At 41.1% G+C, this 22,414-nt stretch carries 22 protein-coding genes; 10 read left to right on the top strand and 12 right to left on the bottom strand.

Annotated features, from left to right (window positions below; genetic code table 11):
* The first annotated feature begins 14 nt into the window (after nt 1–14).
* On the top strand, nt 15–179 hold the full coding sequence (locus K7887_RS05000) for a small, acid-soluble spore protein K (RefSeq protein ID WP_010198995.1): 165 nt from the start codon (nt 15–17) through the stop codon (nt 177–179).
* Nucleotides 180–260: 81 nt separating this feature from the next.
* On the top strand, nt 261–431 hold the full coding sequence (locus K7887_RS04995) for a YpzG family protein (protein ID WP_010198993.1): 171 nt from the start codon (nt 261–263) through the stop codon (nt 429–431).
* Nucleotides 432–454: 23 nt separating this feature from the next.
* Here K7887_RS04995 and K7887_RS04990 read toward each other — a convergent pair whose 3' ends face one another.
* The gene (locus K7887_RS04990) at nt 455–799 is read right to left on the bottom strand and encodes a YfhH family protein (RefSeq protein WP_263290336.1); all 345 of its coding nucleotides are present in this window, start codon (nt 797–799) and stop codon (nt 455–457) included.
* A gap of 84 nt (nt 800–883) precedes the next feature.
* Between K7887_RS04990 and K7887_RS04985 the strand changes: the two genes are divergently transcribed.
* Nucleotides 884–1,543 (top strand): SDR family NAD(P)-dependent oxidoreductase, encoded by a 660-nt coding sequence (locus tag K7887_RS04985; protein WP_223492480.1) that lies wholly within the window; start codon nt 884–886, stop codon nt 1,541–1,543.
* A gap of 193 nt (nt 1,544–1,736) precedes the next feature.
* On the opposite strand, the gene recX is transcribed toward K7887_RS04985, so the two are convergent.
* Complete coding sequence (gene recX / locus K7887_RS04980; protein WP_223492479.1) at nt 1,737–2,543, bottom strand: recombination regulator RecX; 807 nt, start codon at nt 2,541–2,543, stop codon at nt 1,737–1,739.
* Nucleotides 2,544–2,651: 108 nt separating this feature from the next.
* Between recX and K7887_RS04975 the strand changes: the two genes are divergently transcribed.
* From K7887_RS04975 to K7887_RS04955, 5 genes are all read left to right on the top strand, one after another.
* Complete coding sequence (locus tag K7887_RS04975) at nt 2,652–3,563, top strand: TIGR01777 family oxidoreductase (RefSeq protein WP_223492478.1); 912 nt, start codon at nt 2,652–2,654, stop codon at nt 3,561–3,563.
* A 23-nt stretch (nt 3,564–3,586) separates the two neighbouring features.
* A complete protein-coding gene (locus K7887_RS04970; protein WP_223492477.1) occupies nt 3,587–4,714 on the top strand; it encodes an amidohydrolase in 1,128 nt (375 codons plus the stop codon).
* Between the two features lie 235 nt (nt 4,715–4,949).
* Nucleotides 4,950–5,513, top strand: coding sequence for a GNAT family N-acetyltransferase (locus K7887_RS04965; protein WP_223492476.1), 564 nt, complete (start codon nt 4,950–4,952; stop codon nt 5,511–5,513).
* Nucleotides 5,514–5,617: 104 nt separating this feature from the next.
* A complete protein-coding gene (locus tag K7887_RS04960; RefSeq protein WP_082852426.1) occupies nt 5,618–5,740 on the top strand; it encodes a YfhE family protein in 123 nt (40 codons plus the stop codon).
* A gap of 413 nt (nt 5,741–6,153) precedes the next feature.
* Complete coding sequence (locus K7887_RS04955) at nt 6,154–6,351, top strand: YfhD family protein (RefSeq protein ID WP_088017384.1); 198 nt, start codon at nt 6,154–6,156, stop codon at nt 6,349–6,351.
* A 137-nt stretch (nt 6,352–6,488) separates the two neighbouring features.
* Here the strand turns inward: K7887_RS04955 and ltrA are convergent, their stop codons facing one another.
* The 3 genes from ltrA to K7887_RS04940 form a co-directional block, all read right to left on the bottom strand.
* Entirely contained in the window at nt 6,489–7,763 is a 1,275-nt protein-coding gene (ltrA, locus tag K7887_RS04950; RefSeq protein WP_223489544.1) for a group II intron reverse transcriptase/maturase, read from the bottom strand.
* Between the two features lie 540 nt (nt 7,764–8,303).
* A complete protein-coding gene (locus K7887_RS04945; protein ID WP_223492475.1) occupies nt 8,304–8,489 on the bottom strand; it encodes a hypothetical protein in 186 nt (61 codons plus the stop codon).
* A 125-nt stretch (nt 8,490–8,614) separates the two neighbouring features.
* Nucleotides 8,615–9,145: a DoxX family membrane protein gene (locus tag K7887_RS04940; RefSeq protein WP_223492474.1), complete on the bottom strand. Its 531-nt coding sequence runs from the start codon at nt 9,143–9,145 to the stop codon at nt 8,615–8,617.
* A gap of 499 nt (nt 9,146–9,644) precedes the next feature.
* Between K7887_RS04940 and K7887_RS04935 the strand changes: the two genes are divergently transcribed.
* Nucleotides 9,645–11,153, top strand: a complete 1,509-nt coding sequence (locus tag K7887_RS04935) for a gluconokinase (RefSeq protein WP_223492473.1) — start codon at nt 9,645–9,647, stop codon at nt 11,151–11,153.
* A gap of 454 nt (nt 11,154–11,607) precedes the next feature.
* Here the strand turns inward: K7887_RS04935 and nhaC are convergent, their stop codons facing one another.
* The 3 genes from nhaC to K7887_RS04920 form a co-directional block, all read right to left on the bottom strand.
* Nucleotides 11,608–13,008 carry a Na+/H+ antiporter NhaC gene (nhaC, locus tag K7887_RS04930; RefSeq protein WP_223492472.1) on the bottom strand — a complete coding sequence of 467 codons (1,401 nt, stop codon included), beginning with the start codon at nt 13,006–13,008 and terminating at the stop codon, nt 11,608–11,610.
* A 391-nt stretch (nt 13,009–13,399) separates the two neighbouring features.
* Nucleotides 13,400–14,527 (bottom strand): histidine kinase N-terminal domain-containing protein, encoded by a 1,128-nt coding sequence (locus K7887_RS04925; RefSeq protein ID WP_223492471.1) that lies wholly within the window; start codon nt 14,525–14,527, stop codon nt 13,400–13,402.
* A gap of 111 nt (nt 14,528–14,638) precedes the next feature.
* Nucleotides 14,639–15,385 carry a YqcI/YcgG family protein gene (locus K7887_RS04920; protein WP_223492470.1) on the bottom strand — a complete coding sequence of 249 codons (747 nt, stop codon included), beginning with the start codon at nt 15,383–15,385 and terminating at the stop codon, nt 14,639–14,641.
* Nucleotides 15,386–15,572: 187 nt separating this feature from the next.
* Between K7887_RS04920 and K7887_RS04915 the strand changes: the two genes are divergently transcribed.
* Entirely contained in the window at nt 15,573–16,715 is a 1,143-nt protein-coding gene (locus K7887_RS04915; RefSeq protein WP_223492469.1) for a SpoIIE family protein phosphatase, read from the top strand.
* Between the two features lie 34 nt (nt 16,716–16,749).
* Here K7887_RS04915 and K7887_RS04910 read toward each other — a convergent pair whose 3' ends face one another.
* From K7887_RS04910 to K7887_RS04895, 4 genes are all read right to left on the bottom strand, one after another.
* Nucleotides 16,750–17,568, bottom strand: a complete 819-nt coding sequence (locus tag K7887_RS04910) for a CheR family methyltransferase (RefSeq protein ID WP_223492468.1) — start codon at nt 17,566–17,568, stop codon at nt 16,750–16,752.
* A gap of 89 nt (nt 17,569–17,657) precedes the next feature.
* Nucleotides 17,658–20,459: an ATP-binding protein gene (locus tag K7887_RS04905; RefSeq protein WP_223492467.1), complete on the bottom strand. Its 2,802-nt coding sequence runs from the start codon at nt 20,457–20,459 to the stop codon at nt 17,658–17,660.
* Between the two features lie 167 nt (nt 20,460–20,626).
* Complete coding sequence (locus K7887_RS04900) at nt 20,627–21,253, bottom strand: metal-dependent hydrolase (RefSeq protein ID WP_223492466.1); 627 nt, start codon at nt 21,251–21,253, stop codon at nt 20,627–20,629.
* Between the two features lie 416 nt (nt 21,254–21,669).
* Nucleotides 21,670–22,395, bottom strand: a complete 726-nt coding sequence (locus K7887_RS04895) for a DUF2161 domain-containing phosphodiesterase (RefSeq protein WP_223492465.1) — start codon at nt 22,393–22,395, stop codon at nt 21,670–21,672.
* Nucleotides 22,396–22,414: the final 19 nt, after the last annotated feature.

Below are 22,414 nucleotides of genomic sequence, written 5' to 3'. Positions count from 1 at the left end.
AGGAGGCGAGTCGCATGAGGAACAAAGCGAGAAACTTTCCAAACCCTAACGACAATAAGTTTGAAGGGGAAGGTCGTGCAAAGTCTGAATATGCTTCAAAGCGTGCTAATGGAACGATTAATACGCATCCACAGGAGCGCATGCGTGCTTCTGGTGCCAGAGAAGAAGATACATTCTAAACTTTGTGGATTAGGCTTTTTCGTGTTTATAGCTTTAGCTATGAATTTCGAAGCTACCCTAACTAATAGGAGGTTGTTATCATGGCAAAACAAAATCACAAGCCATCACGCAGTAATCCTTTTACGTTAAATGACCATCCGTTTCCGCAGCCTAATGCACATTCCAAGCACTCGTTCCGTCAAGTAAACGGTGAAACGCAACAAGCTCAGAATATCCAGATCTTAGAAGTACAGACAAGAAAAAGATCTTAACAGAGCAAAAAAGCAAAGAGGCCTTACGCTTCTTTGCTTTTTTCGTTCATAAGCATGGAGATTGGCAGCCCTTCTTCTTCCTTGCTGGTGGTACCGCCGTGCATTCTATGTCCCCATGCAAAAACCCCGTTCATATATGTAATTTTAAAATGAACACCAGGGTCGCCTTCTATTTCATATACATCTCCTGATTTAAAGTCATCTGGATCTAGCATATAAGCTTTAGCCATCGTAATCTTTCGTTCCAACACGGCAAATTCATTTACAATTCCAAGTTGTTCCGCCTTTCGCCCCTTTTCTTTTAGTGTCGCGATTTCCTGATGCAATTCATGTGGTGTCATTTGGCTGTAGCGCTTTTCCTGTTCCACTTGCTTTCCCCCTAAAAAATCTATATAAAATAAGAATAGCACGATTCTTGCATTACAAAAAGCTATTATGAAAAGGTGATTTACATGCAAACAATACTGATTACTGGTGCAGGTACAGGCCTCGGCAAAGAATTGGCACTATCATACGCGAAAAAAGGTCACACCATTATTTTGACAGGCAGAAGATTAGAACCTTTAGAAGCTGTTAAAGAACAAATTCAATCTATGGGAGCAAAGGCTTTCGCCTACCAAATGGATATAAGCGATGTTGAAGATGTTAAGAAAGCTGTAAGCAAAATCACTTCAGAGCATACTGTTCATTATTTATTGAACAATGCAGGTGCAGGCTGCTTTGGTCCACTAACAGAGTTAGGTTTTGATGAGATTGAAACAGCAATTCAGACGAACGTACTTGGGACGATTTTTTTAACGAAGGAACTACTTCCTCATTTATTGAAGAGAGAAGATGCAAAAATTATGAACATCATCTCCACTGCCGGCCAAAAAGGAAAAGTGAATGAAAGTGTCTATGTCGCAAGCAAATTTGCAGTCCGCGGTTTTACGGAAAGCCTTCAAAAGGAACTAGAAGGAAAGGTGCATGTCATCGCAATCTATATGGGCGGAATGGACACGCCATTTTGGGATGAGACAAATCATATTAAGGACAAGTCTAGGTTGAAATCCCCCAGAGAAGTGGCGGAGATGATTGTTGCTCAGGAAGACAAGTTGGAGATACAGATATGATTTAATAGCTTAGCAGCAGTTTGGAACGAGGTCTGTTCCAACAACTGCTGCTGTTTTAGACTTCTACATCCAATATTAATTGTTCTTCCATTTTGAGCGGACCTTCTACATTTCCCGGATTCTCTTCTACATTTCCCGAGCAAACTTGTACACTTAATCATGAATGTTCTACCATTTTGCTACTTTTACCTTATTAAATTTCGTTCCCTTCATTCTCCTCCAACCACCGATCAATTAAATCTATCCCGAATCCTTTTCTATATAAGGCGCCCTTCATTTTCATCTTATATTCGTACCCCTCAAGCTTTGCGTACTTTCGGTGGTATTTTTCTGCCTGTTTGGCAATTGCTTCCCACTCTTCTGATGTATCTTCCTCAAGTTCCGCCTCTTCCACTGCAATTTGGATAACGGAAAAAGCGTACCCTTTCCTCACTAATGCTTGCTCCACTTTTTGAATCATGATTTTAAAGGAGTCTTTTTTATATTTGGGTGCATACTTCAAAACAAGTTTTACCGCATGCTCAAGCTCTGTTTCCTGACGGTATTCCGATTCAAGTACTTCCCCAATAATATCTTTGTTCACACCTTTTTCAAGCAATTCCTTCTGAATGACGCCTCGCCCTTTCAAGGTGGTGTTCACTTGAGTCCTTACATACGCGTTTGTGAATTCCCTGTCATTCAAATAACCCTGCTCCTTCAGTCTTACGACAATTTCTTTAGTAATGAACGGTTCATATTCTTTTTCTTTTAAATAGTCTTCTATTTCTTTTTCTGTTCTCATCCTAAACGAGAGATAGTGAACAGCGGCATTATAGGCTTTATTGCTTTGATCGCTGTAGAGGATTTCTTCTACATCCAGCTCGTCCAGTTCCTTGCCTTTTACTAGCTGGAATTTCAATAGCGTCCCTTCGTACACAGCAAACGCATACTCCTCATCCAAGAAAATATTGAATCTTTCCTTGTTTTTTTGCTGTACCGATATTTTTGTTATTTTACCCATTTCGGTTCTCACTCCGTTTCATAGCACATTGGCCCGTATTAAATAAAGGATAATTAGGGAAAAGAACTAATATAGTATGTAAGATATTCTCTATGGAGGGTGATATAGATGAAGATTGCCATTGCAGGCGGTACGGGGCTTGTTGGTCAAGCACTGACAGACCATTTAATTGATAAAGGACACTCTATCTTTATTTTAACGCGAAACACCTCGAATAAAAAGGAAAAAGCAAATGTCACCTATGTAGAGTGGCTAAAAGAATCTTCCTCCCCGGAAACAAGTTTGGACGGAATGTATGCTTTTGTAAACCTAGCCGGCGAATCCATCAACAGTGGTCGCTGGACGGAGGAACAGAAGAAGAAAATAATTGAGAGTCGTATTTCTTCCACAAAAGAAATCAATAGGATCATCGGTGTTTTACAAAATAAACCGGAAGTGCTGGTGAATGCCAGTGCAATTGGCTTTTACGGGACTTCAGACACTCAAACTTTTACAGAAGAAGACACTACTCCTGGATCTGATTTTCTTGCTTCGACTGTGTACGCCTGGGAAAAAGAAGCGGAGCATGCGAAGGCTGAAGGTATCCGCACTGTTTTTACCCGTTTTGGCATTGTTTTGGATAAAGACGAAGGCGCACTTCCAAGGATGATGCTTCCTTACAAAATGTTTGTTGGCGGGAAAATCGGCTCTGGTGAACAATGGATGTCATGGGTGCATATCAAGGATGTAGTAGGAGCTATAGCTTTTAGCATGGAAAATAAAGATTTAGAAGGGCCTGTGAATGTAGTGGCCCCGCACCCCAAACAAATGAAAGACTTCGGTAAAACACTAGGAAAGGTGATGGGACGACCACACTGGTTTCCAACACCTGGTTTTGCTTTGAAGGCGGCTCTTGGAGAAATGAGTGTGCTCGTACTTGAGGGCCAAAAGGTGTTGCCAACAAAATTAGAGCAAAAAGGCTATAATTTCTTATTTTCCCATCTTGATGACGCTCTGTCCGACATATTACAATCAAAGTAATGACAGAAAATTAGGAGTCTTCTATGGGTATAGTGATGTTTCGAAACGCAACGGTTTATCCCATCACATCACCTCCGCTTTATAACGGTGATGTGATTACCGAAAATGGGAAAATAAAGATGATTGGCAAAGGATTAACGGTCCCTGAAAACGGGAAAGTGATAGAATGTAACGAAAAATTTTTATTCCCGGGATTTATTGATGTACACACCCACCTTGGCTTATATGATGAAGGAACCGGCTGGGCAGGAAACGATGCCAATGAGACAGTCGAGCCCTTGACTCCGCATATCCGTGCCCTGGACGGGGTTCACCCTTTTGATCCTGGTTTTCAAGATGCCATCCAGTATGGAATCACAACCGTTCACATTATGCCGGGAAGTGCGAATGTTATTGGTGGAACCACCTCGGTAATCAAAACCCATGGCGTTAACATTTCTAAAATGATCATTCAGGAAACGGCTGGCCTCAAGGTCGCTTTTGGAGAAAATCCAAAGCGAATTCACAGTCAGGGAAATAAGGATTCCATTACCCGTATGGGGATAATGGGCATGCTTCGCGAAGCCTTTTATCAGGCAAAATATTACGACAATCCGGAAAACCTCCGGATAAAGCCGATTGTGATGGCACTTGAACAGAAGATTCCTGTGCGCATCCATGCTCACAGGGCGGATGATATCATGTCTGCCGTCCGTTTTGCAGATGAATTCAATCTACGTTTTACAATTGAGCATTGTACAGAAGGACATCTGATCGCAAACGAATTGCGAGGACGAAACATGAAAGTCTGTGTTGGTCCCACAATGACAAGGAGATCCAAAATTGAACTGAAAAATAAAAACTGGAGAACCTATCAGGCATTGGCAGAAGCAGGTGTCGAAGTTTCCATTACAACAGACCATCCATATACCCCGGTCCAGTATTTAAATGTGTGTGCAGCATTGGCAGTGAGAGAAGGATTGGATGAACAAAAAGCACTAGAGGGAATAACCATTACTGCGGCTAAAAACCTGAATGTTTCCGACCGGGTCGGGAGTATCGAAACCGGGAAAGATGCCGACTTGGTACTATGGTCACATCACCCGTTTCAATTCCTCGCAAAGCCTGTCATGACAATGGTTGAAGGTGAAATAATTTACCAAAAAAATTAACAAAAAAGTTGTTTCCTTTTTAAATAAAATCGAGTATGATACGTAGGTAAACAAAATTAAATCAACTAACAATTTGTGTTTAAAATGTTAGGGAAGGCAAATGGTGCGCCACCAGTTAAACTGGTTCTAGTGGGTTCGATTCCCACCCCGAAATTTTTTGTAATTTAAAAAATTTCGAGGGTGGGCCAGTCTTCACGTGAACGTGACAGTTCTGCCCTCAATTGGAGGGTTAGACATGCTCAAAAAACGTGATTTCCAAGAATCTCAAACTCTTTATGAGTTAATGGTGCACCCTGAAGTCTTCCCTTTTGTGCGTCATAAAGCGTATTCCTACGATGAGTTTCTTTTCCTAACAAAACAAACCATCGAAGCGGAAGAACGCGGAGAATTGATTTCACGTACCATTCTAGATGAGTGGGGCACTCCAATTGGAACAATCAATCTTTTCGACGTGCAAGACGGAGCTGGCTTCCTAGGCACTTGGCTAGGCAAACCATACCATGGCAAAGGCTACAATCAGCCTGCCAAGGATCAATTCTTCGAGGAACTTTTTTACGAACTCGATATACAATCCATTTTCATGCGCATCCGCAAGGTAAATGTTCGCTCTACAAAAGCGGCGGAAAAGATACCTTATGTCGTTCTTGCAAATGAAACACGCAAAAGCCTATTAGATGAAATCAACGGCGGAGAAGATATCTACAATCTTTACGAAATCTCACGCGACCAATATACACTATACAAACTTCGCACAGGACACGAAGTGCTGCATGAAGAACATCAGTTAAAAGAAGCTTAAAAAATATTGCGTCTGCCCTATGTTGTGGGGCAGGCGCTTTTTAGTATATTTTCCCACCTTTTGGCCAAAACTGTAGGTATGCAGATATTAAGGAGGGATTCTTGATGAGTGATAAAAAACGTCGTGAAAAAACAAAGACTACATTGAGCAAAACGCAGGAAGTTACCTACTCTCGTGAGTTTAAAATGGCAGACCGAGTAGGCGGATATACGGAAAGACGCAGATAGAATAGTTTTTGGCTTGGTCGACCCTTCCCTTTAAAAGCTTGTATTAATGGGGAGGGTTTTCATTTTCGTTTGGAGAGGCTGGCTCGATTCTCGTTTCGGGCGATTTTCTATTATATTCTGAGGCGATTTTCGTTTCGGGCGATTTCCGACCATTATCGGGCGAAATTTCGATTTTACGGGCGATTTTTAGAAGTAATCGGGCGAAAATTTAAAATTACGGGCGATAATAGAGAACGGGCGATTTGCAAAAAATCCCACATTCTGGACAGCTACCAATATTCTGTCCAACGCTTTCTCTCCAACATCTCCCTCACATCACCCTCCTCTCCTCAGGTTAACCTATTCAAGAAGACATAAAGGACCTAAAAGCGCTTGTACCTTATGTCTATCGCATATTCTTAGGAGGGTTTCGAATGGGACGTTCACGCGGACATCAATCTGGTGGCAAGAACAAATCATCACTTCCACAAGTACCTAAGAACATGAAAAAAGCTGCACAAGATGCAGAATTCGCGAACGAGCAACATGCAGATAATGAAATCCTTGAAGCACAAGCTCGCGCATCAGCAGCTGGAATTAAACGGAACAGCAAGAAGGATACCTTTAGATAGTTCCACATTTGGGTCGGGCTTGATTGAACCATATCATGCCCGGCTTTTTAATCAAATCGAGTAGAGGGAAAATAACTTAAATTATTTTCGCCCCTCTCACACCACCGTACATACGGTTCCGTATACGGCGGTTCAATTTATATTACAGTGTGTACTTTTAGATAATGTTCTAAAGCAGAGGGGAATCCCCTCTGCTTTAATCTTTTGTTTGAGATAGCTCTATGAATAACTTTTGATAGTCCGATGAACCGGTAACCTCTCCGACAGAAAGTTAACCCTTTCGCTTCTTCCTTCGGAATTCCTAGTTGGACAAGCGATTTGATTTGTTTTTTCGGTACCTTCCATTGCTTCCAAATGATAACTCTGATTCTGGAGCGAAGCTTCTGGTCTATCTCAGTCATTGCTGTTTTCATATTTGAAGTTCTAAAGTAATTAACCCATCCGATTATGACTTGTTTTAGTTTTATTATTCGATAGTCCAACCGTATACTCCAATTTCGCTTTGTTAATTTCCGAAGCTTCCGTTGGAATTTTTGAATGGAGTCAGGATGAGGTCGTACTTGATATTTCTTACTTTTACTATCGTAGTAGTAACCAAAACCTAAGAATTTCAAGTCATTGGGACGAGAGATTTTACTCTTTTCCATGTTGACTATCAGTCCTAATTTCTTTTCTATGAACCGTACAATTGAATCCATCACTCTATTAGCCGCTTTCTCACTCTTCACAAAAATTAGGGCGTCATCTGCATATCTTACAAATTGGAGTCCTCTACTTTCTAGTTCCTTATCCAATTCGTTCAACATAATATTACTCAGAAGTGGACTTAGGTTTCCTCCTTGCGGAGTCCCAACTGGTGTGGTCTCATATCTTCCATTCACCATCACTCCACTGACGAGATATTTTCTTATTAGAGAGATGACATCTCCATCATCTATTGTGTTAGAGATGATTCGCATGAGTTTATCATGGTGGACTGTATCGAAAAACCTTTCAAGATCAATGTCCACAACCCAGTTATGTCCATCATTTAGAAATTCAAGGCTTTTAATAATTGCCATCTCACAGCTTCTTTTGGGTCTGAAGCCATAACTAAATTCGCTGAACTGCTTTTCAAATATCGGGCTGAGTATTTGATGGATGGCTTGTTGAACTACCCTATCCACTACTGTTGGTATTCCCAATTTGCGCATCTTGCCATTTTCTTTTGGGATTTCCACTCTTAAGGCAGCTTGTGGTTGGTATTTTCTTGTTCTGATGCGCTGACGCAGCTCGTCTTTGTGCTCTTTCAGATATTGCTTTAATTCATCGACCGTTATTCCGTCGACCCCACTCGCACCTTTGTTTTTATAGACACGAAGGTAAGCTTCATTCATGTTTTGATTACTTAGTATTTGTTCTAAAAGTTCCACACTCGTTTCTCCTATCCGTTCACGTAGTAAGTGATTATTCCATTTTGGTTATCCTCTGAGATACGCTCATACGTTCACCATTAACACATTCGGAACACTTCACTTACGCATTCGTGGTGTCGAAACACTATAAATTGTTCAGCCCTTCATGGAATAATTCCACTACTATGGCTTCGGCTGACTTCTTGCGGCAAACCTTTTTCGACTGTACCTTGGTACATCCGCAAGACCTCCCAGGGTAAGACAACTATCTTTCCTCTTTTACTCGCCTGATTTACCCTACAAAGTTACGCACATCTTTTGGACTTTGACTTGTTGAGGAGCCTCATCCCTTTGAAGAGCCTTAGTATCAGATTTCTGTTCGTCGAGCCAAGATTTTATTCCACGCTTCCTCCCGCCCTTACCTCACGGTAAGTACCTTGCGCTTCCTTAGTGGTTGGTCGATGTGTACCCCCACAGTGGACTTTCACCACCTAGATAGATGCCATGCCTGGCACACCCAAAAAAGCACTTACCCTCAGGTAACTGCCATCTGCCAAATCATGGGCCCAAATGTTTTGTAATATCAGCCGGACCCTGCCTTTGTGCTTCATCCTTAATCGATTCAATGCCTTCTTTAACTTTCTTATCAGACATGGATTTATAACGATCTGTTTTTCTATCTAACCAATATCCGAATGCTAAAAAAGATACAACAACAATAGAGACTACTATCCAAAAAATCATCAACCCCGCCCCCTTTATTACTACCCTATTCTACACGTATCCAATAATTCCCTTTTTATTTTTTCCCAACTAAAAAAAGCAACGTGAACCATCTCACGTCGCTTTTTCCATTCAACCCCATACATTCAATGTGCTACTGCATGGCCACCATCCATTGTCTTACGTCCGTTTCCACCGGTACGTTTCATCTTGCGTTCATCCATTTTTTCTTTTATATATTTCACTACAAAGCGATCCAGCCCATAGAAGGTAGCTGCCGTACCTGCTGCAATCAGTAATATTGCTGCAGTATAGAGGACAGGGTTCGTGCTGACGGTTCCGGCCAAAAGAAAGTTCAAGTTCATAAATGCTGCCCCTATAAGTGCCGGCAAAGTTGCTAAGCCAAGTATGAGTGCAATCCCCACCAGTACCTCGCCCCAAGGGATTAATATGTTGATCAAACCAACGTTAGGCAATGCTACATTCTCAAGAAATCCTGCGTACCACCCTTGTACCGCCGGGTGTGCTCCTTCCGCTTTTGCAATGGCGCCATGTAGAAATCCTTCTGCATCAAATGTTCCTATTTTCGGCAAACCGGCCTTTAGCCATTGTACCCCCAACCAAACTCTTAAAACTGTCCAAAGGATTGCCATTTTCGGTCCACGTAACCATTTCATGATTTACTCCTCCTAGAATTTCAGTTTGTGAAGTGTTTCACAATGACCTGTAAAAAAATTTAGCCGGCTAGCTCTTACTTTTGCTTCAGAAAGTTTGTGAAGTATTTCACTTACTTTCTATCTTTACTATACAACCATTTACCATCATTTACAATGGAGTTCACAAATTGTTCGCAATATTTATTTTGTTAATAACTTACACAAAATAGTGAGACCTTTTATATCAATATAAATAAATCATTCAATTATGAATAGTATTTTGTGGATAAATTTTCAGAATGTTGTTGATAATGTGGATAAACGTGTGTATATCCCGTCTATCAAGGTAACTGACTGTGCACAACTACAAACAAACGTGACTTTAGAACCACAGAACATCAAGAATCACATTACCCAATACCTATACTGAAATAATTCTTATCTTTTCCAAACAGATTGATATTAACTACTCACAACGATTAAAATAAAGATACTACGATAAAGCGAGGTGTGGCACATAATGAGCAACTATGTCATTGGATTGGATATTGGCACCTCCACGACCAGGTCTGTCATTTTTAATAGAAACGGAGAAGTGGTCTCTGAATCAGAGCATGCCTATTCTACTTACCGTCCGAAGCCTAATTACTCTGAACAAAACCCTTTGGAGATTGAGAGTGCTGCACGTCTTGCCATCTCCACTTCTATCAGCAAATTAAGAATCACACCAAACGATATTATTGGGCTAAGCATTTCTGCCCCTATGCACAGTTTAATTTGTATAAATGATAAAAACGAACCGATTTCCCCCATGATCACTTGGGCTGACGGAAGAAGCTATCCCCAGGCTGCCATCATGAAGGAGTCTTACGGACAGGACTTATATGAGCAAACAGGAACCCCCATTCATCCCATGTCACCTTTTGTGAAGCTTGTATGGATGAAAGAAAATCAATATACGCCATATTATGAAGCAACACGCTTTGTTACTATAAAAGAATATATCTTATACAAATGGTGTGGGACGTGGCAAGTGGATTATTCTATTGCCTCTGCAACAGGGCTTTTCAACATTCATACACTCCAATGGGATGAGGAAGCACTCGCCATAGCAGGTATAAATGAGTCTCAGCTCTCAAAAGTCTTGCCGTGTACAACACAAGTGGGACCCCTTACCGCTCACATTGCCAAAGAATTGCTTCTACATACTTCTACCCCCATTATCATCGGGGCTAGTGGCGGTGTGCTTGCCAATATCGGTGTCGGCGCCACAGAGGAAGGAGAAACTGCCTTAACGATTGGTAGCAGTGGAGCTATTCGGAGATTCACCTCTGAAAAAACAACTGACACTGAACAACGTACCTTTCAATATGCGTTTACGAAAGAAAGTCGTATCGTTGGAGGTGCAACCAACAATGGTACAATTTTAATGCAATGGCTAGCAAGACAATTCTCTTCCTTAACCAAAAAAGAAACGGTGGAAGTGGCAGACCTTGAAGCACTTGCTGCAACCTCCAGCGCAGGAGCTAACGGGCTATTTTTTCTTCCATACATGAATGGAGAACGTGCTCCAAAGTGGAACGCTAAAGCAAAGGGCGGGTGGATGGGACTCACTCTTTCACATACAAGTGCTGACATGATTCGCAGCGTGATGGAAAGTGTTATCTTCAATATGTATGAGATTCATGAAACCCTTCACGAAAAAGAATATCCTACTAAAAAGCTGATGGTCAGCGGTAGCTATGCGCGTTCGCCTCTATGGGTGCAGATGACAGCAGATATTTTTCGCAAAACTGTCATTTTACCGGAAAGTACACATGCTACTGCGTGGGGTGCTGCCTGGCTTGGGATGTTTGCACTTGGAGAAGTGGAGTCCCTTGAAGCCATAAAATCCTCCATTCCAATCAAGCATGAGGTATTGCCTACAGTCCGAAATGTAGCAATGTACGAAGAATATTACCACCTCTACCGAGAGCTGTATAATAAAAATAAACCATTATTTGCAGAAATCGATCGTCTGCAATATTAAACACTTTTAAATCTAAAATTTTAGATGATTGGTTAATCGCCGCTGTTCCTTTCCGCAAATAGCTTCGCTTTCCGCGGGACGGTGCTCGAGCCTCCTCACTTCGTTGCGGGGTCTCAACCTACCGTTACTCCCCCGCTGGAGTCTCCGCTATTTGCTCCAATTCACAGCTGGAAAGTATAAATACTTAATGTTTATGTTTTACAGTTAACTCAGTGAGAGAGCTTTTTATTTACCCTACATTGAATGGAACTTCTTTGTTGATTGGAGTGGAAGGCGCGCAGACGCCCGCGGGAGGAAGGGACAGGTGAGACCCCACAGGCGCAAGCCGAGGAGGCTCACGGACCGCCCGCAGGCAAGCGAAGCGCCTGGAACGGAAATCAACTGTATTTATTTTATCCCTAAAGAAAAAGAGCAAGCATCCCTGTTGACTGCTTGCTCTTTTTAATTTGCTCCCTTACCCTTTTACTTCTTCTCTTTTCCTAATACTAATCCCGGTAAATCCATAAAACAGACTTAATAATGGACTGATTAGGCAAAAAAGAGCAAACGGCAAGTAATCCAACACAGGTACTTCAAGCACCCCTGCCATGAACACACCACTTACTCCATACGGAATTAATGGATTGATGACTGTTCCGGCATCCTCTAGTACTCGTGCCAAGTTTTTAGGTGCAATTCCTTGCTTCTCATATTCCTTTTCAAAGGCTTGTCCAGTCAAGATGATGGACATATATTGTTCTCCTACTGTTACGTTTACTCCTATTGCCGTTGCTACGGTAGCGAAAATCAGCTTGCCAGTGGACGATACAAATGCTTGGATCATGACGAGTAAGCGTTCCATCACCCGCAGTTGCTGAATCAATCCACCCATGCTTAAAGTAAGCAACACTAGGGATACTGACCACATCATGCTTTGGATGCCACCCTTTGTCAAAATGCTGTCTATCGCTTCATCGCCTGTTGAGCCGGTATATCCATTTTGCATCACATCCATAAGTTGGGCCACTTGAACTTCTGGTTGAAGGATGAATGCCATAACAGAACCAACGATAATGCCGATCATCATGACAAAAATTGCAGGCACGCGTTTTAGTGCTACTCCAAACATCACAACAGCCGGTAACAATGCCCAAATGCTGACCATGCCTTCCTCTTTTAATACCATAGGCAACTCTGCAAAATCGCCTACCTGCCCACTTCCATTACCAGTAGAGATAATACCGAATACCACCAAACAAATGATTGTTGCAGGAATGGTTGTCCATAACATGTGGCGGATATGCTCAAACAAATCAACCTTGCATACTGCAGAGGCGATATTTGTGGTATCTGATAAAGGTGACATCTTATCTCCTAAAAGTGCCCCCGAAATGATTGCTCCTGCCACAATAGCCGGATTAAACCCCATGCCGGTCCCAAGTGCGATAAAGGCAACCCCAACCGTAGCGGCAGTAGTGAAAGAACTGCCTATGCTGATCCCGATAATAGCGGTGATGATAAACACGCTGGGAAGAAAGAATGGAGCGGAAATCAGCTGTCCTCCATAGTAGATGAACGTCGGTATGGTACCAGACAGCATCCATACCCCGATTAAAATTCCAATCAGAATAAATAATATAATAGGGGTAAGACCTTCCTTTAAACCATTCTTTAAACCCTTTTCAATATAGTCCCATGAATGTCCTTTCACTAAGGAAAATACAATTAAGACCACTATACTCGCAAAAATGGGTATATGAGGCTCTGCTTTGAAAATAAATAATGATATAGAAATGATAGCGATAATGCTGAAAATCAAGCTAAGAGCTGCAAGTCCGCTAATGTGTGTGTTTCCTTTTTGTATTTGCTGCTCCATGATGTTCCCTCCAAAAAAAGATTCTCTACCTGTTAATTTGCACCAAAAAAGCTTCTTCATCCCCAAACTAAGGGACGAAGAAGCTCCGCGGTACCACCCTAATTGGCAAAATAATGATTGCCCACTCATCTGCAATGATAGCTGTAAAAAATATGTACTGTACTTCATTTCCACTACGCCTGGATTTTCACCAACCATCCAGTCTCTTTCTGCTGCAATAAGGAAAACTACTTTTATACATGGCCATCAGTCTATTTATCTACTAAGCTCTACTCGGCTAAATTCCGCTAACACACTTAAACGCTTAAACGCTTTTAGGTGTTAAAGTATTGTTATTAAGATAATACATATTTTGATGCTTGTCAACAAAAACAATCCTCCTGCTCTTATCTTAGGAGGATTTTTCATTTTTTAATGTATTAGGTAAACGAATAACAAAGCTGGTCTTGTCATCATCCGATCGACAATATATTTCTCCATCGTGCTTTTCAATTAATTTTTTGCAAATGTACAGACCTATTCCTGTTCCTAAGTCCTTTGTAGTGAAGAACGGTTCAAAAATAGCGTGGATCGCTTCCTCTTCAATTTTCGGTCCATTATTGGTAATGGACAGCTCGGTAAATGGCCCATTTTCCACACATACCACTTGAATGGTGCGCGACCCGTCCTTCGTCTGTTGCAGGGCATCAATTGAATTAATAATCAGATTCAGAAAAACTTGCCTTAATTCATCTTTATTGGCAATCATGGTTATGGAAGGATCAATGTCCAACTGAATGACTACATCCCCGTCTAATAAACTAGGATACAAGAATTCTACCAGTTCCTGCAACAGGAAGGACAGATTCACTTCTTCTCGCTTACTCTCAATCAATTCTTTTCTAGAAACATGTAAAAATTGAGATATACGATAGTTAAGTTGATCCAATTCATGACGCATTATCTCCAAATACGGATGATCAGGAAGTTCGTTCTGCAAGAGCCTAGTGAACCCGATAACAGAGGTTAATGGGTTTCTAAATTCATGGACAAAACTTGAGCTCATCTGTCCAAGAATAGTAAGTCGCTCTTTATGGGTCTGGTTAATATATAGCTCTTTTTCTTCCAACTGTTTTTCTTTAATTTGCGTGTACTTTCTAACCGCAAGATAAGAAAACTTGTCAAAAAGGGCATTTATTTGGTCGATGAAAGGTTGCAGTTCCTCCGAGGGAATTCCAGAATTCCACACCCACCTTACAACTTCACTCCTGCCCGTATTCACATTGAAAACGAACTCGCTGATATTGACATTAGCTTGTACTCGTTCATGCGCTGTCTTGTTTGCGAGCTGAATGATTTCGTCCTCAGTCAAAGGATCTTTAATGGCTTTTTTAATAAGCTGATACATTTGCCAGCCGTTGCGCACTACTTCTTCCTTGTATATATCATCTTCCGAAATGACACTTTTATTTCTCCAATTCCGGATAAATTGATCGTGATTTTCTTCTAAAAACAAAATGAGTTTCTGAGCAGCGTCCATACTTGCCAGCCACCTTCTACGTTATTTTCGGACAATCTATATCTATCATACCAGAAAATATAAATAGAAGATAAAATATTCTGAACATCCATATCGTTAGTTGGACACTTCCTATTTTTTCATCATGGAAAAAGGACATTTACCTTCCATAGGTTTTACATCGTCTCCAATAAAATATTGTTTCCATTCTCGATGGTCTGGATCTCCGTAATGACTAATATTAGGATGTGTTGGAAGCTGATCCCATTTCTCCACACGCTCCCTTACCTTCTCACGGGACATGATACCACCCTTTGACGTACCTTCCAGTCCTTCAAATATCCTTCTTGGCTGGAAACCTAGGATGAGACTGTTCCCTAAATCTCTGGTTTTTCGCTGCTTGTAGGCAGGAGCATTACCGAAGACGAAATATGGCTCTTCTGCAAAGGAAAAGGCCCACAGGTGATGATCTGGATCTGTAGGATAATCTTTAGGCCATGGTTGATCATCTTTCATATGTAAGAACTGCAATATATCCCAGAAATATTCCCGATAGTATGGGATAGTTTTTTCTTCTTTCTCTGGCTCCACAAAAAGAAAAAGACCATGTCGAACGAGTGGTTTCTCTGGATCAAACAGGGCGTTAAATTCTCTTAAAGTATCCGGTAAATGGCTCCAATTATCATGACTAATATAGGAATACCGAAGTTCCCCTTTCTTTTCTGCACTCATTCCAAAATAACAAGGAAATGTTTTATTTGTTACAACTTCCCGGAAATTTTTATATTCTTGCACAACCCACTTGGGTACAATCTTCTCATTTGTCATTTCTTCCTTTGTCAGCAATTTACCTTTTGTGGAACGAACTGCGGTTTCCATTACATCACCTCTAGAGTTAGTAGTTAAAGAACCTTCCTAACAAGCAAACTACCCTTAAACCTGATAGCCAAAACGTGAACAAACTTTCAGCTAAATATATTGCGGAAAAAGGTTTTATCTGTATAGTAAAAGGGTATAAACATGTGGGGTGTTTACCATTTTAGAAAGATAGAGGAGACAAAAGGATATGGGCATACTAATTGTAGATGATAACCAAGTAAATTTGTTCGTCATAGAAAATATCTTAAAAAGAGCAGGATACAAAGATTACTTATCCTTCACATCCGCTAATGAGATGTTTACATATTTACATAATGATAATTCCGCTTCAACTAAAATGCCCGTCGATATCATCTTGATGGATATCATGATGCCTGAAATTGATGGTATTGAAGCGTGTAGAACTCTCCAGACTATTCCACACCTAAAAGACATCCCTGTCATTTTTGTAACGGCGCTAGAAGATTCTAATAAAGTAGCAGAAGCACTGGATGCAGGTGGCTTGGATTATGTAATGAAGCCGATCAATAAGACAGAACTATTGGCACGTATCCGAGTGGTCCTTAGGCTGAAACAGGAGAAAGACAAGAATAAAAAACAGGCAGAAAAGATAAAAAGTCAATTGGATCTTTCCCAACAAGTGCAGAACAGTCTGTTGAGTGAACCAATCATTGAAGACAGATTTGTTGTAAAAGCCTCCTATATCCCCGCTTATAAACTGGCAGGCGACATGTACTATTGGTATAAGATCGACGATTCAAGATATGCGGTCATACTGCTGGACATGATGGGGCACGGAATATCCGCTTCCTTAGTATGCATGTTCATCTCTTCGGTACTGCGAGACTCCATCCGAGGATGCGCTGACCCCGAATTCGTTATCAGCGAATTGAATCGATGGATGCATGCGCTGAATTTACGCAATCAGCAAATTCCATATTATTTTACAGCTATTTACCTTGTCATAGATACAAATGAAAAATCAATGGAATATGTTAATGCTGGTCACCCCGCTGGTTTTGCACTCATTGATGAAGATGAAGTAGTGGAGTTATCTAATCGAACATGTGCCCTTGGGTTCTTCGAGAACGTGGATGTCAAAAAGACGAAGATCACTTACAAAGATTCCGTACAAATCATGCTTTATACAGATGGTGTGGTTGAAACAATGGAAAAGGTGGGCATGAATCAATACCCTCAGTTCATTAAATCAGCCTCAAAACTCTGGGATCTTTCAAACATCCCAGAACCTATTAATCTAGTCTTACCTGATGACATGCAAAAAGAAGCCTCAGACGATATGTGTGTCGTAATGATACAAGCAAGATAATTACATATAAAAAACGGAGAGCAGGATTAGAATCCTAGCTCTCCGTTTTTTTGCGGTATATCTTATCATACAAATCAAACTCTTCAAAACCAGGATGTGCATCAAGACGTAACGCCTCTTTGCTTCCAAGCCCCAGGAAACCCTCTTCTCCAAGACTCTCCTGAAACAATTGAATCACATTATGCTGCAGCTCCAAGTTAAAATAAATCAATACATTACGGCAAACAATTATATGAAACTCATTGAACGAACGGTCTGTCACAAGATTATGCTGTGCAAAGACAATTCTATTCAACAAGTCTTCATTAATATACGCAAACTGATGATCAGAATGATAATATTCCGAAAAGGCCGTTTTCCCGCCAGCTTGCATATAATTTTTCGTGTAGGTTTTCATTTTGGAAAGGGGGATGATCCCTTTTTGCGCTTTCTCCAGAATCTTCTCGTTCATGTCGGTTGCATAGATTTTTGACTTATGCCCAACGCCCTCTTCTTCCAAAAGGATAGCCATGGAATAGGCTTCCTCTCCAGAAGAGCAGCCTGCATGCCATACCCGAATTTCCGGCAATTCTCTTAAAAGAGGAATTACCTTTTCTCGGAATGACAAGAAAAAGGAAGGATCTCGGAACATCTCTGTAACATTGATAGAAAAGTCATCTAATACTTTTTTCAAAAACACATCGTGATGTATTACTTGTTCTGTCAGCTGAGTGATGTTTTTCAAACCTTCCAGCCTTAATCTATTTTCCACTCTTCTCATAATGGAAGACTTCATATATTTTCGAAAATCAAACCCCGAAAGCCGATAAACTGCGGTTAAGAATAAATCTAACTCCAAGTCTTGCTTTTCCACTTGTAATCTTGCCTCCAAAATCTCAAATCTTACAAAAAGGAACGGCTACTCGCGTCCAACGAACCGTAACCGTCCCCTTTGTCTATAACCTAATTTTTAGCGACCCAAACTCGCATCGCAGATAATAGCTGATCTAGTTTAAGTGGTTTGCTGATATAATCAGAAGCTCCCACTTCCAGACATTTCTCCCGATCACCTTTCATCGCTTTTGCTGTCAAGGCAATGATTGGAACGTCTTTATGTTTTTCTAGATTACGGATTGTTTTGATAGCTTTATATCCATCCATGACCGGCATCATGATATCCATTAAAATGATATCTACATGCTCATTTTCATGTAAGATATCGAGGCATTGCAACCCGTTCTCAGCTGTTAAAATGTTCATATCTTCTTTATTCAGGGCATTGTTAAGGGCATAGACATTTCGATGGTCATCATCTACCACCACAACCGTCTTCCCTTTTAAGATATTGGAAATGTCATCCTCTTCCACTATTTGCGGCTCTTTGATGACTTCCTCTTTCCTCGCCATATCTAGAACCATGTTTTCCTCTTCCAACAATTCTGTTTCGGAAGTGGAAGCTACTTCTTGCCACGCTGCCTCTACTTCTTTCAACTGAGGCATTCCTTTTGGCAGACTAGGAATTAATAGAGTGAAGACACTTCCTTCACCCTCTTCACTTTCCACAAACACACTGCCTCCCAATAGGTTGGAGAATTCCTTGGAGATGGAAAGGCCAAGTCCGGTTCCGCCGTACTTTCTCATAGTCGCTCCATCGCCTTGGTGGAATGCTTCAAAGATAAGGGATTGCTTGTCCTTGGAAATACCGATTCCGGTATCTTCCACGGAAATCTTCAACCAAGTATCTGCCTTTACATTAACATCCGCTCTTAGAATATCCCTTTTTGGAGCTTTTTCAATCTTCACGGATACTTTCCCTTGTTCTGTGAACTTAAAGGCATTGGATAATAGATTTTTCACAATCTGCTGAAGACGCTGTTCATCTGTGAAAAATACATCAGGTAACTGATTGCCTCGAACAATCTCGTAATCCAGTTTTTTATGCTTTGCGATATGGGTGAACTGGAGCTCCAGTCGATTGATGAACTCTTCCACATTCACTTCCCCAAACATCACTTCAAGCTTCTTCACTTCCACTTTGGAAAGGTCCAGAATATCATTGATTAGATTCAACAGATCTTGACCAGAAGAATTGATGACACGGGAGAACTCTCTTTGTTCATCTGTCAGTTGGTCTTCTGGATCTTCTGCCAGCATTTCTGATAGAAGTAGAATACTATTAAGCGGTGTTCTCAGCTCATGGGACATATTTGCCAGGAACTCTGATTTATATTTGGAACTTAGTTGAAGTTGTTTCGCTTTTTCTTCAAGCTCCGTTTTTGCTTTTTGAAGATCTGCAGATTTCTGCTCTGCATCACGAGAGCGTTCTTCAAGCTGTTCATTGATCATACGCAGCTCTTCAGATTGTGTTTGAAGCTCTTCTGACTGAGCCTGCAATTCTTCAGATTGAGATTGCAGCTCTTCTGTTTGCGCTTGGGACTCAAGTAGCAGACGCTCGACTTCCATTCTTCCTAGAATGTTCGTGATAGCTATTCCAAGCGTCTCCAACACCTTAGTCAAAAGCTGACGATGAGTTTTCGTAAACTCTGTCAGTGTAGCCATTTCGATAACGGCGATAACTTCATCTTTTATGATGACAGGAGCAATGATAATGCTCTTCGGTTTAATATGGCCAATTCCTGTCGTTACGACGGAATATCCTTCAGGTACATCTTCAAGGATAATCATCTTCTTATCCCAAGCACACTGCCCTACCAACCCTTCCCGAAGCTTATATGCTTCTCCACCAACATCTTCTGCACCGTCGGCATATGTCGCAATTTTTCTATACGATGCTTCTTTTCCTTCTCCATCCAGCAGATAAAAAGCACCAAGTTTTGCATCCATAAGAGGTGTCAAGGTTGCAATGAACTTTTCTGCAAGCGAATCGGTGGAAACATTGCGATGGTAAAGGTTGATAATATCGGCAGAGTTCGTTTGTACCCAGTTCTGTCTGCCAATTTCTTCTGTGAACTGTTTTTCTTTCTTATGATAAGTTTCAATCGAAGAAGCCATCGTATTAAAAGCTACCGATATTTCTCCAATTTCATCTTTAATATCTGTGCTTAGTCTCGGCAAAGTGGATAGGTCATCATAATCAATGTCCTTAATTCCATTCTTCACTTCATCTAAGCGACTATTGGTGCTTCGAATCACCCAGAGTGTGGTAACGATTATTACCATTAATGATAGAATAACAGCAGCTATCATGATAACCATAAGAGTTTGATAGGTTTCATTTGCGCTTGCCAAGGTATCCTGCATATACGATTCCTGTATGTCTTTGAAATCTGATATGTCTTGCAGAAGTGCTGATCTTGTATCTAGTTGAGAGACATAGATTTCCTGCAGGTCTTCATTGGAAGCACCATTATTAATTTCGGAAACGATTTGTTGCTCCATATTCCAATAGGAGTTGTAACGTTCTTGAATACTACTAATTAATGCTTTTGTTTCGCTTCGATCTAAAACAGCTTCCAACTCTATGATATTGGTCCGAGCAGCTTCCCTGTTTTCTGCAATATTTGCTAGATTATCAGTAATATCCTCCGCATCGTCCCTATTGATAACAAACAACAGCTGTCTGTCTGTTTCATAGAACAACTGCCTGATATCAGTTGCTTTGTTAACTTTGTAATATCTGTCCTCTACTATTTCCAGCATATTTGTCTTCATGGAATTGGTCATAAATAAAATTACAGATAATAGCACAACAAGCGAAATCACCGTAATTCCCAGGCCGACAAATTGTTTTTTCTTAAAGCTCACCGCAACTCCCACTTTCATTGGTTTTTGATGCTGAAAACGTGCATAAGTATCTAGATTGATTATACCAGTAAGAGGAAACGATGGTCGAGTTTGGATACTCGGACCGACGGAATTTCTTTAGAAAAAAGGCCTCTGTCCATTTATTCTTGGACTTGGCCCTTTCTTCTTCATATTTCCTTTGATGAAACTGGCAGAAATAGTTTAATCCCTCTCTTGTTGAAAGGCAAAACTTTCATATCAGCGATTAGGTGGCTGATATAGGAGATGGTGCATGTTAAGAATACTCCGTTGATAGAAAGAGAGTGTTCAAGTTTTAAAGCTATGTAGGCGAAGAATACTGCACCAAGTATGGAGTGGGTATAACTCCTGTGGGATACCAGGGAAGCTATTATGATATAGACACCAAAAAGTATCATCCACATTTCCTGCAAGCTCACCCCTCCAAGTAGAACACCGGCACCAGTGATGGTCAGCATATGTCTTTGTTTTATGAATGAGGAAATGACAATCATAAGAGCTCCGATTCCGATCCCTCTTAATTTCTCCTCCAGTGTTCCCTCATATAAACTATATAGAATCATCATTGTCCCTATCATTTGTGCGATGGTTCTCGTCACCGTATGGGATAATGTGATGCGCCCGCGAAGTTTTCCGTCAATATCAAGGTCTGGCACAAGACCTGATATGGTTCCCAGACTAACTAATATTAAGGTTGTTGTTGGTGTCGTCTGTAACGTGTTTGCTACAGCAAAACCTGTTGCTGCCCCAATGGCTGCATGTGCGGTACCATTCATGTTTTGTTTCACCTCTGTCTGACGTTCTGAATCGAGATTTTAGAAATCTTCGGTTATGCAGCACCACATTTTAGCTATTTTACATGAAAACATTTGTTCTGTTCAGGGGCAAAAGTCCTGAATGTTAGGATTTGGCGACCGAGGGTGGGGGTATGTTCGGCACATTCAAGTTTATATTCATCCTTTTTATTACGAATCGCCCGATTGCACCTGAAAATCGCCCGATAATCTTAAAAATCGCCCGTAAATTGAAATTTTCGCCCGATTCCTCGCTATTATCGCCCGATTACCTTGAATTTTCGCCCGATTCCCTATCCTTATACCCCCTATAGGTATCTGCACATCTCCTCATGTCATCCTAAACTCTAAAATCAACAAGACCCTCCCACCCTTAAAGAGGCAGGAGAGTCTCAAACTCATTCCATTTCCTTTTCCTCCAAAAAATGCTCCACAAGCTCTGCATGCTCGCGAAGGTCCGTTTTCCCTTTTTCGCTTATCACATAGGTTCCCCGTTTCACTCGGTCAAACCAACGGTAATAATTCTTTGTCAATATAGAAGAGGTTTTTTCACCCGCACCTAAATCCCGCAGTGCTTTTGGGGACAAGGGACCGAACTTTTCCAAATAGCATGCAATCCTAACGCAATTCTCTTTATAGGCAGTCCTTATCTTCACCCGGTTGCTTCCGCCAAGATTCACATCAGAAGAACGGCCGTTCATTTCCTTTACCAATGCATCACGCTTCCGTTTATTCTGGCGCATGCTTTTCGCCCGGTCAAACGGAACCGGATCAAACATGACCTCCACACGTTTACCTCGCCCGCTGAATGAAACGACAATCAATCCCAAATCAAGCCGTTTAATCAAATGGCACAGATCCGTCCAACGCTTGGAACGTCTACTGAATGACGGCTTCGGGATTGCTATATACACAAGATCCGTCAACTTTTGCCTTTTTGTCGCTTGGATGAGCAGCTGTACATTTAAAGTCAGTTTCAACTCCACAACAACTACTGCGTCCCCCTTAACCATTGCAATATCGCAGTCGTTCACTTCCCCGTAAACCTCATAGCCTTCTTTCACAAAATGCTTCTGAATAGGCTTATACAAATCCACTTCATACAATTTTTTCTTCTCTGTCATAACTCACACACCAACCTCC

It is taken from the genome of Sutcliffiella horikoshii, from assembly GCF_019931755.1.
In the GTDB taxonomy this organism is placed as follows: domain Bacteria; phylum Bacillota; class Bacilli; order Bacillales; family Bacillaceae_I; genus Sutcliffiella_A; species Sutcliffiella_A horikoshii_E.
Note: the sequence above shows the minus strand (reverse complement) of the source record. Positions and strands in the feature narration are given on the sequence as shown.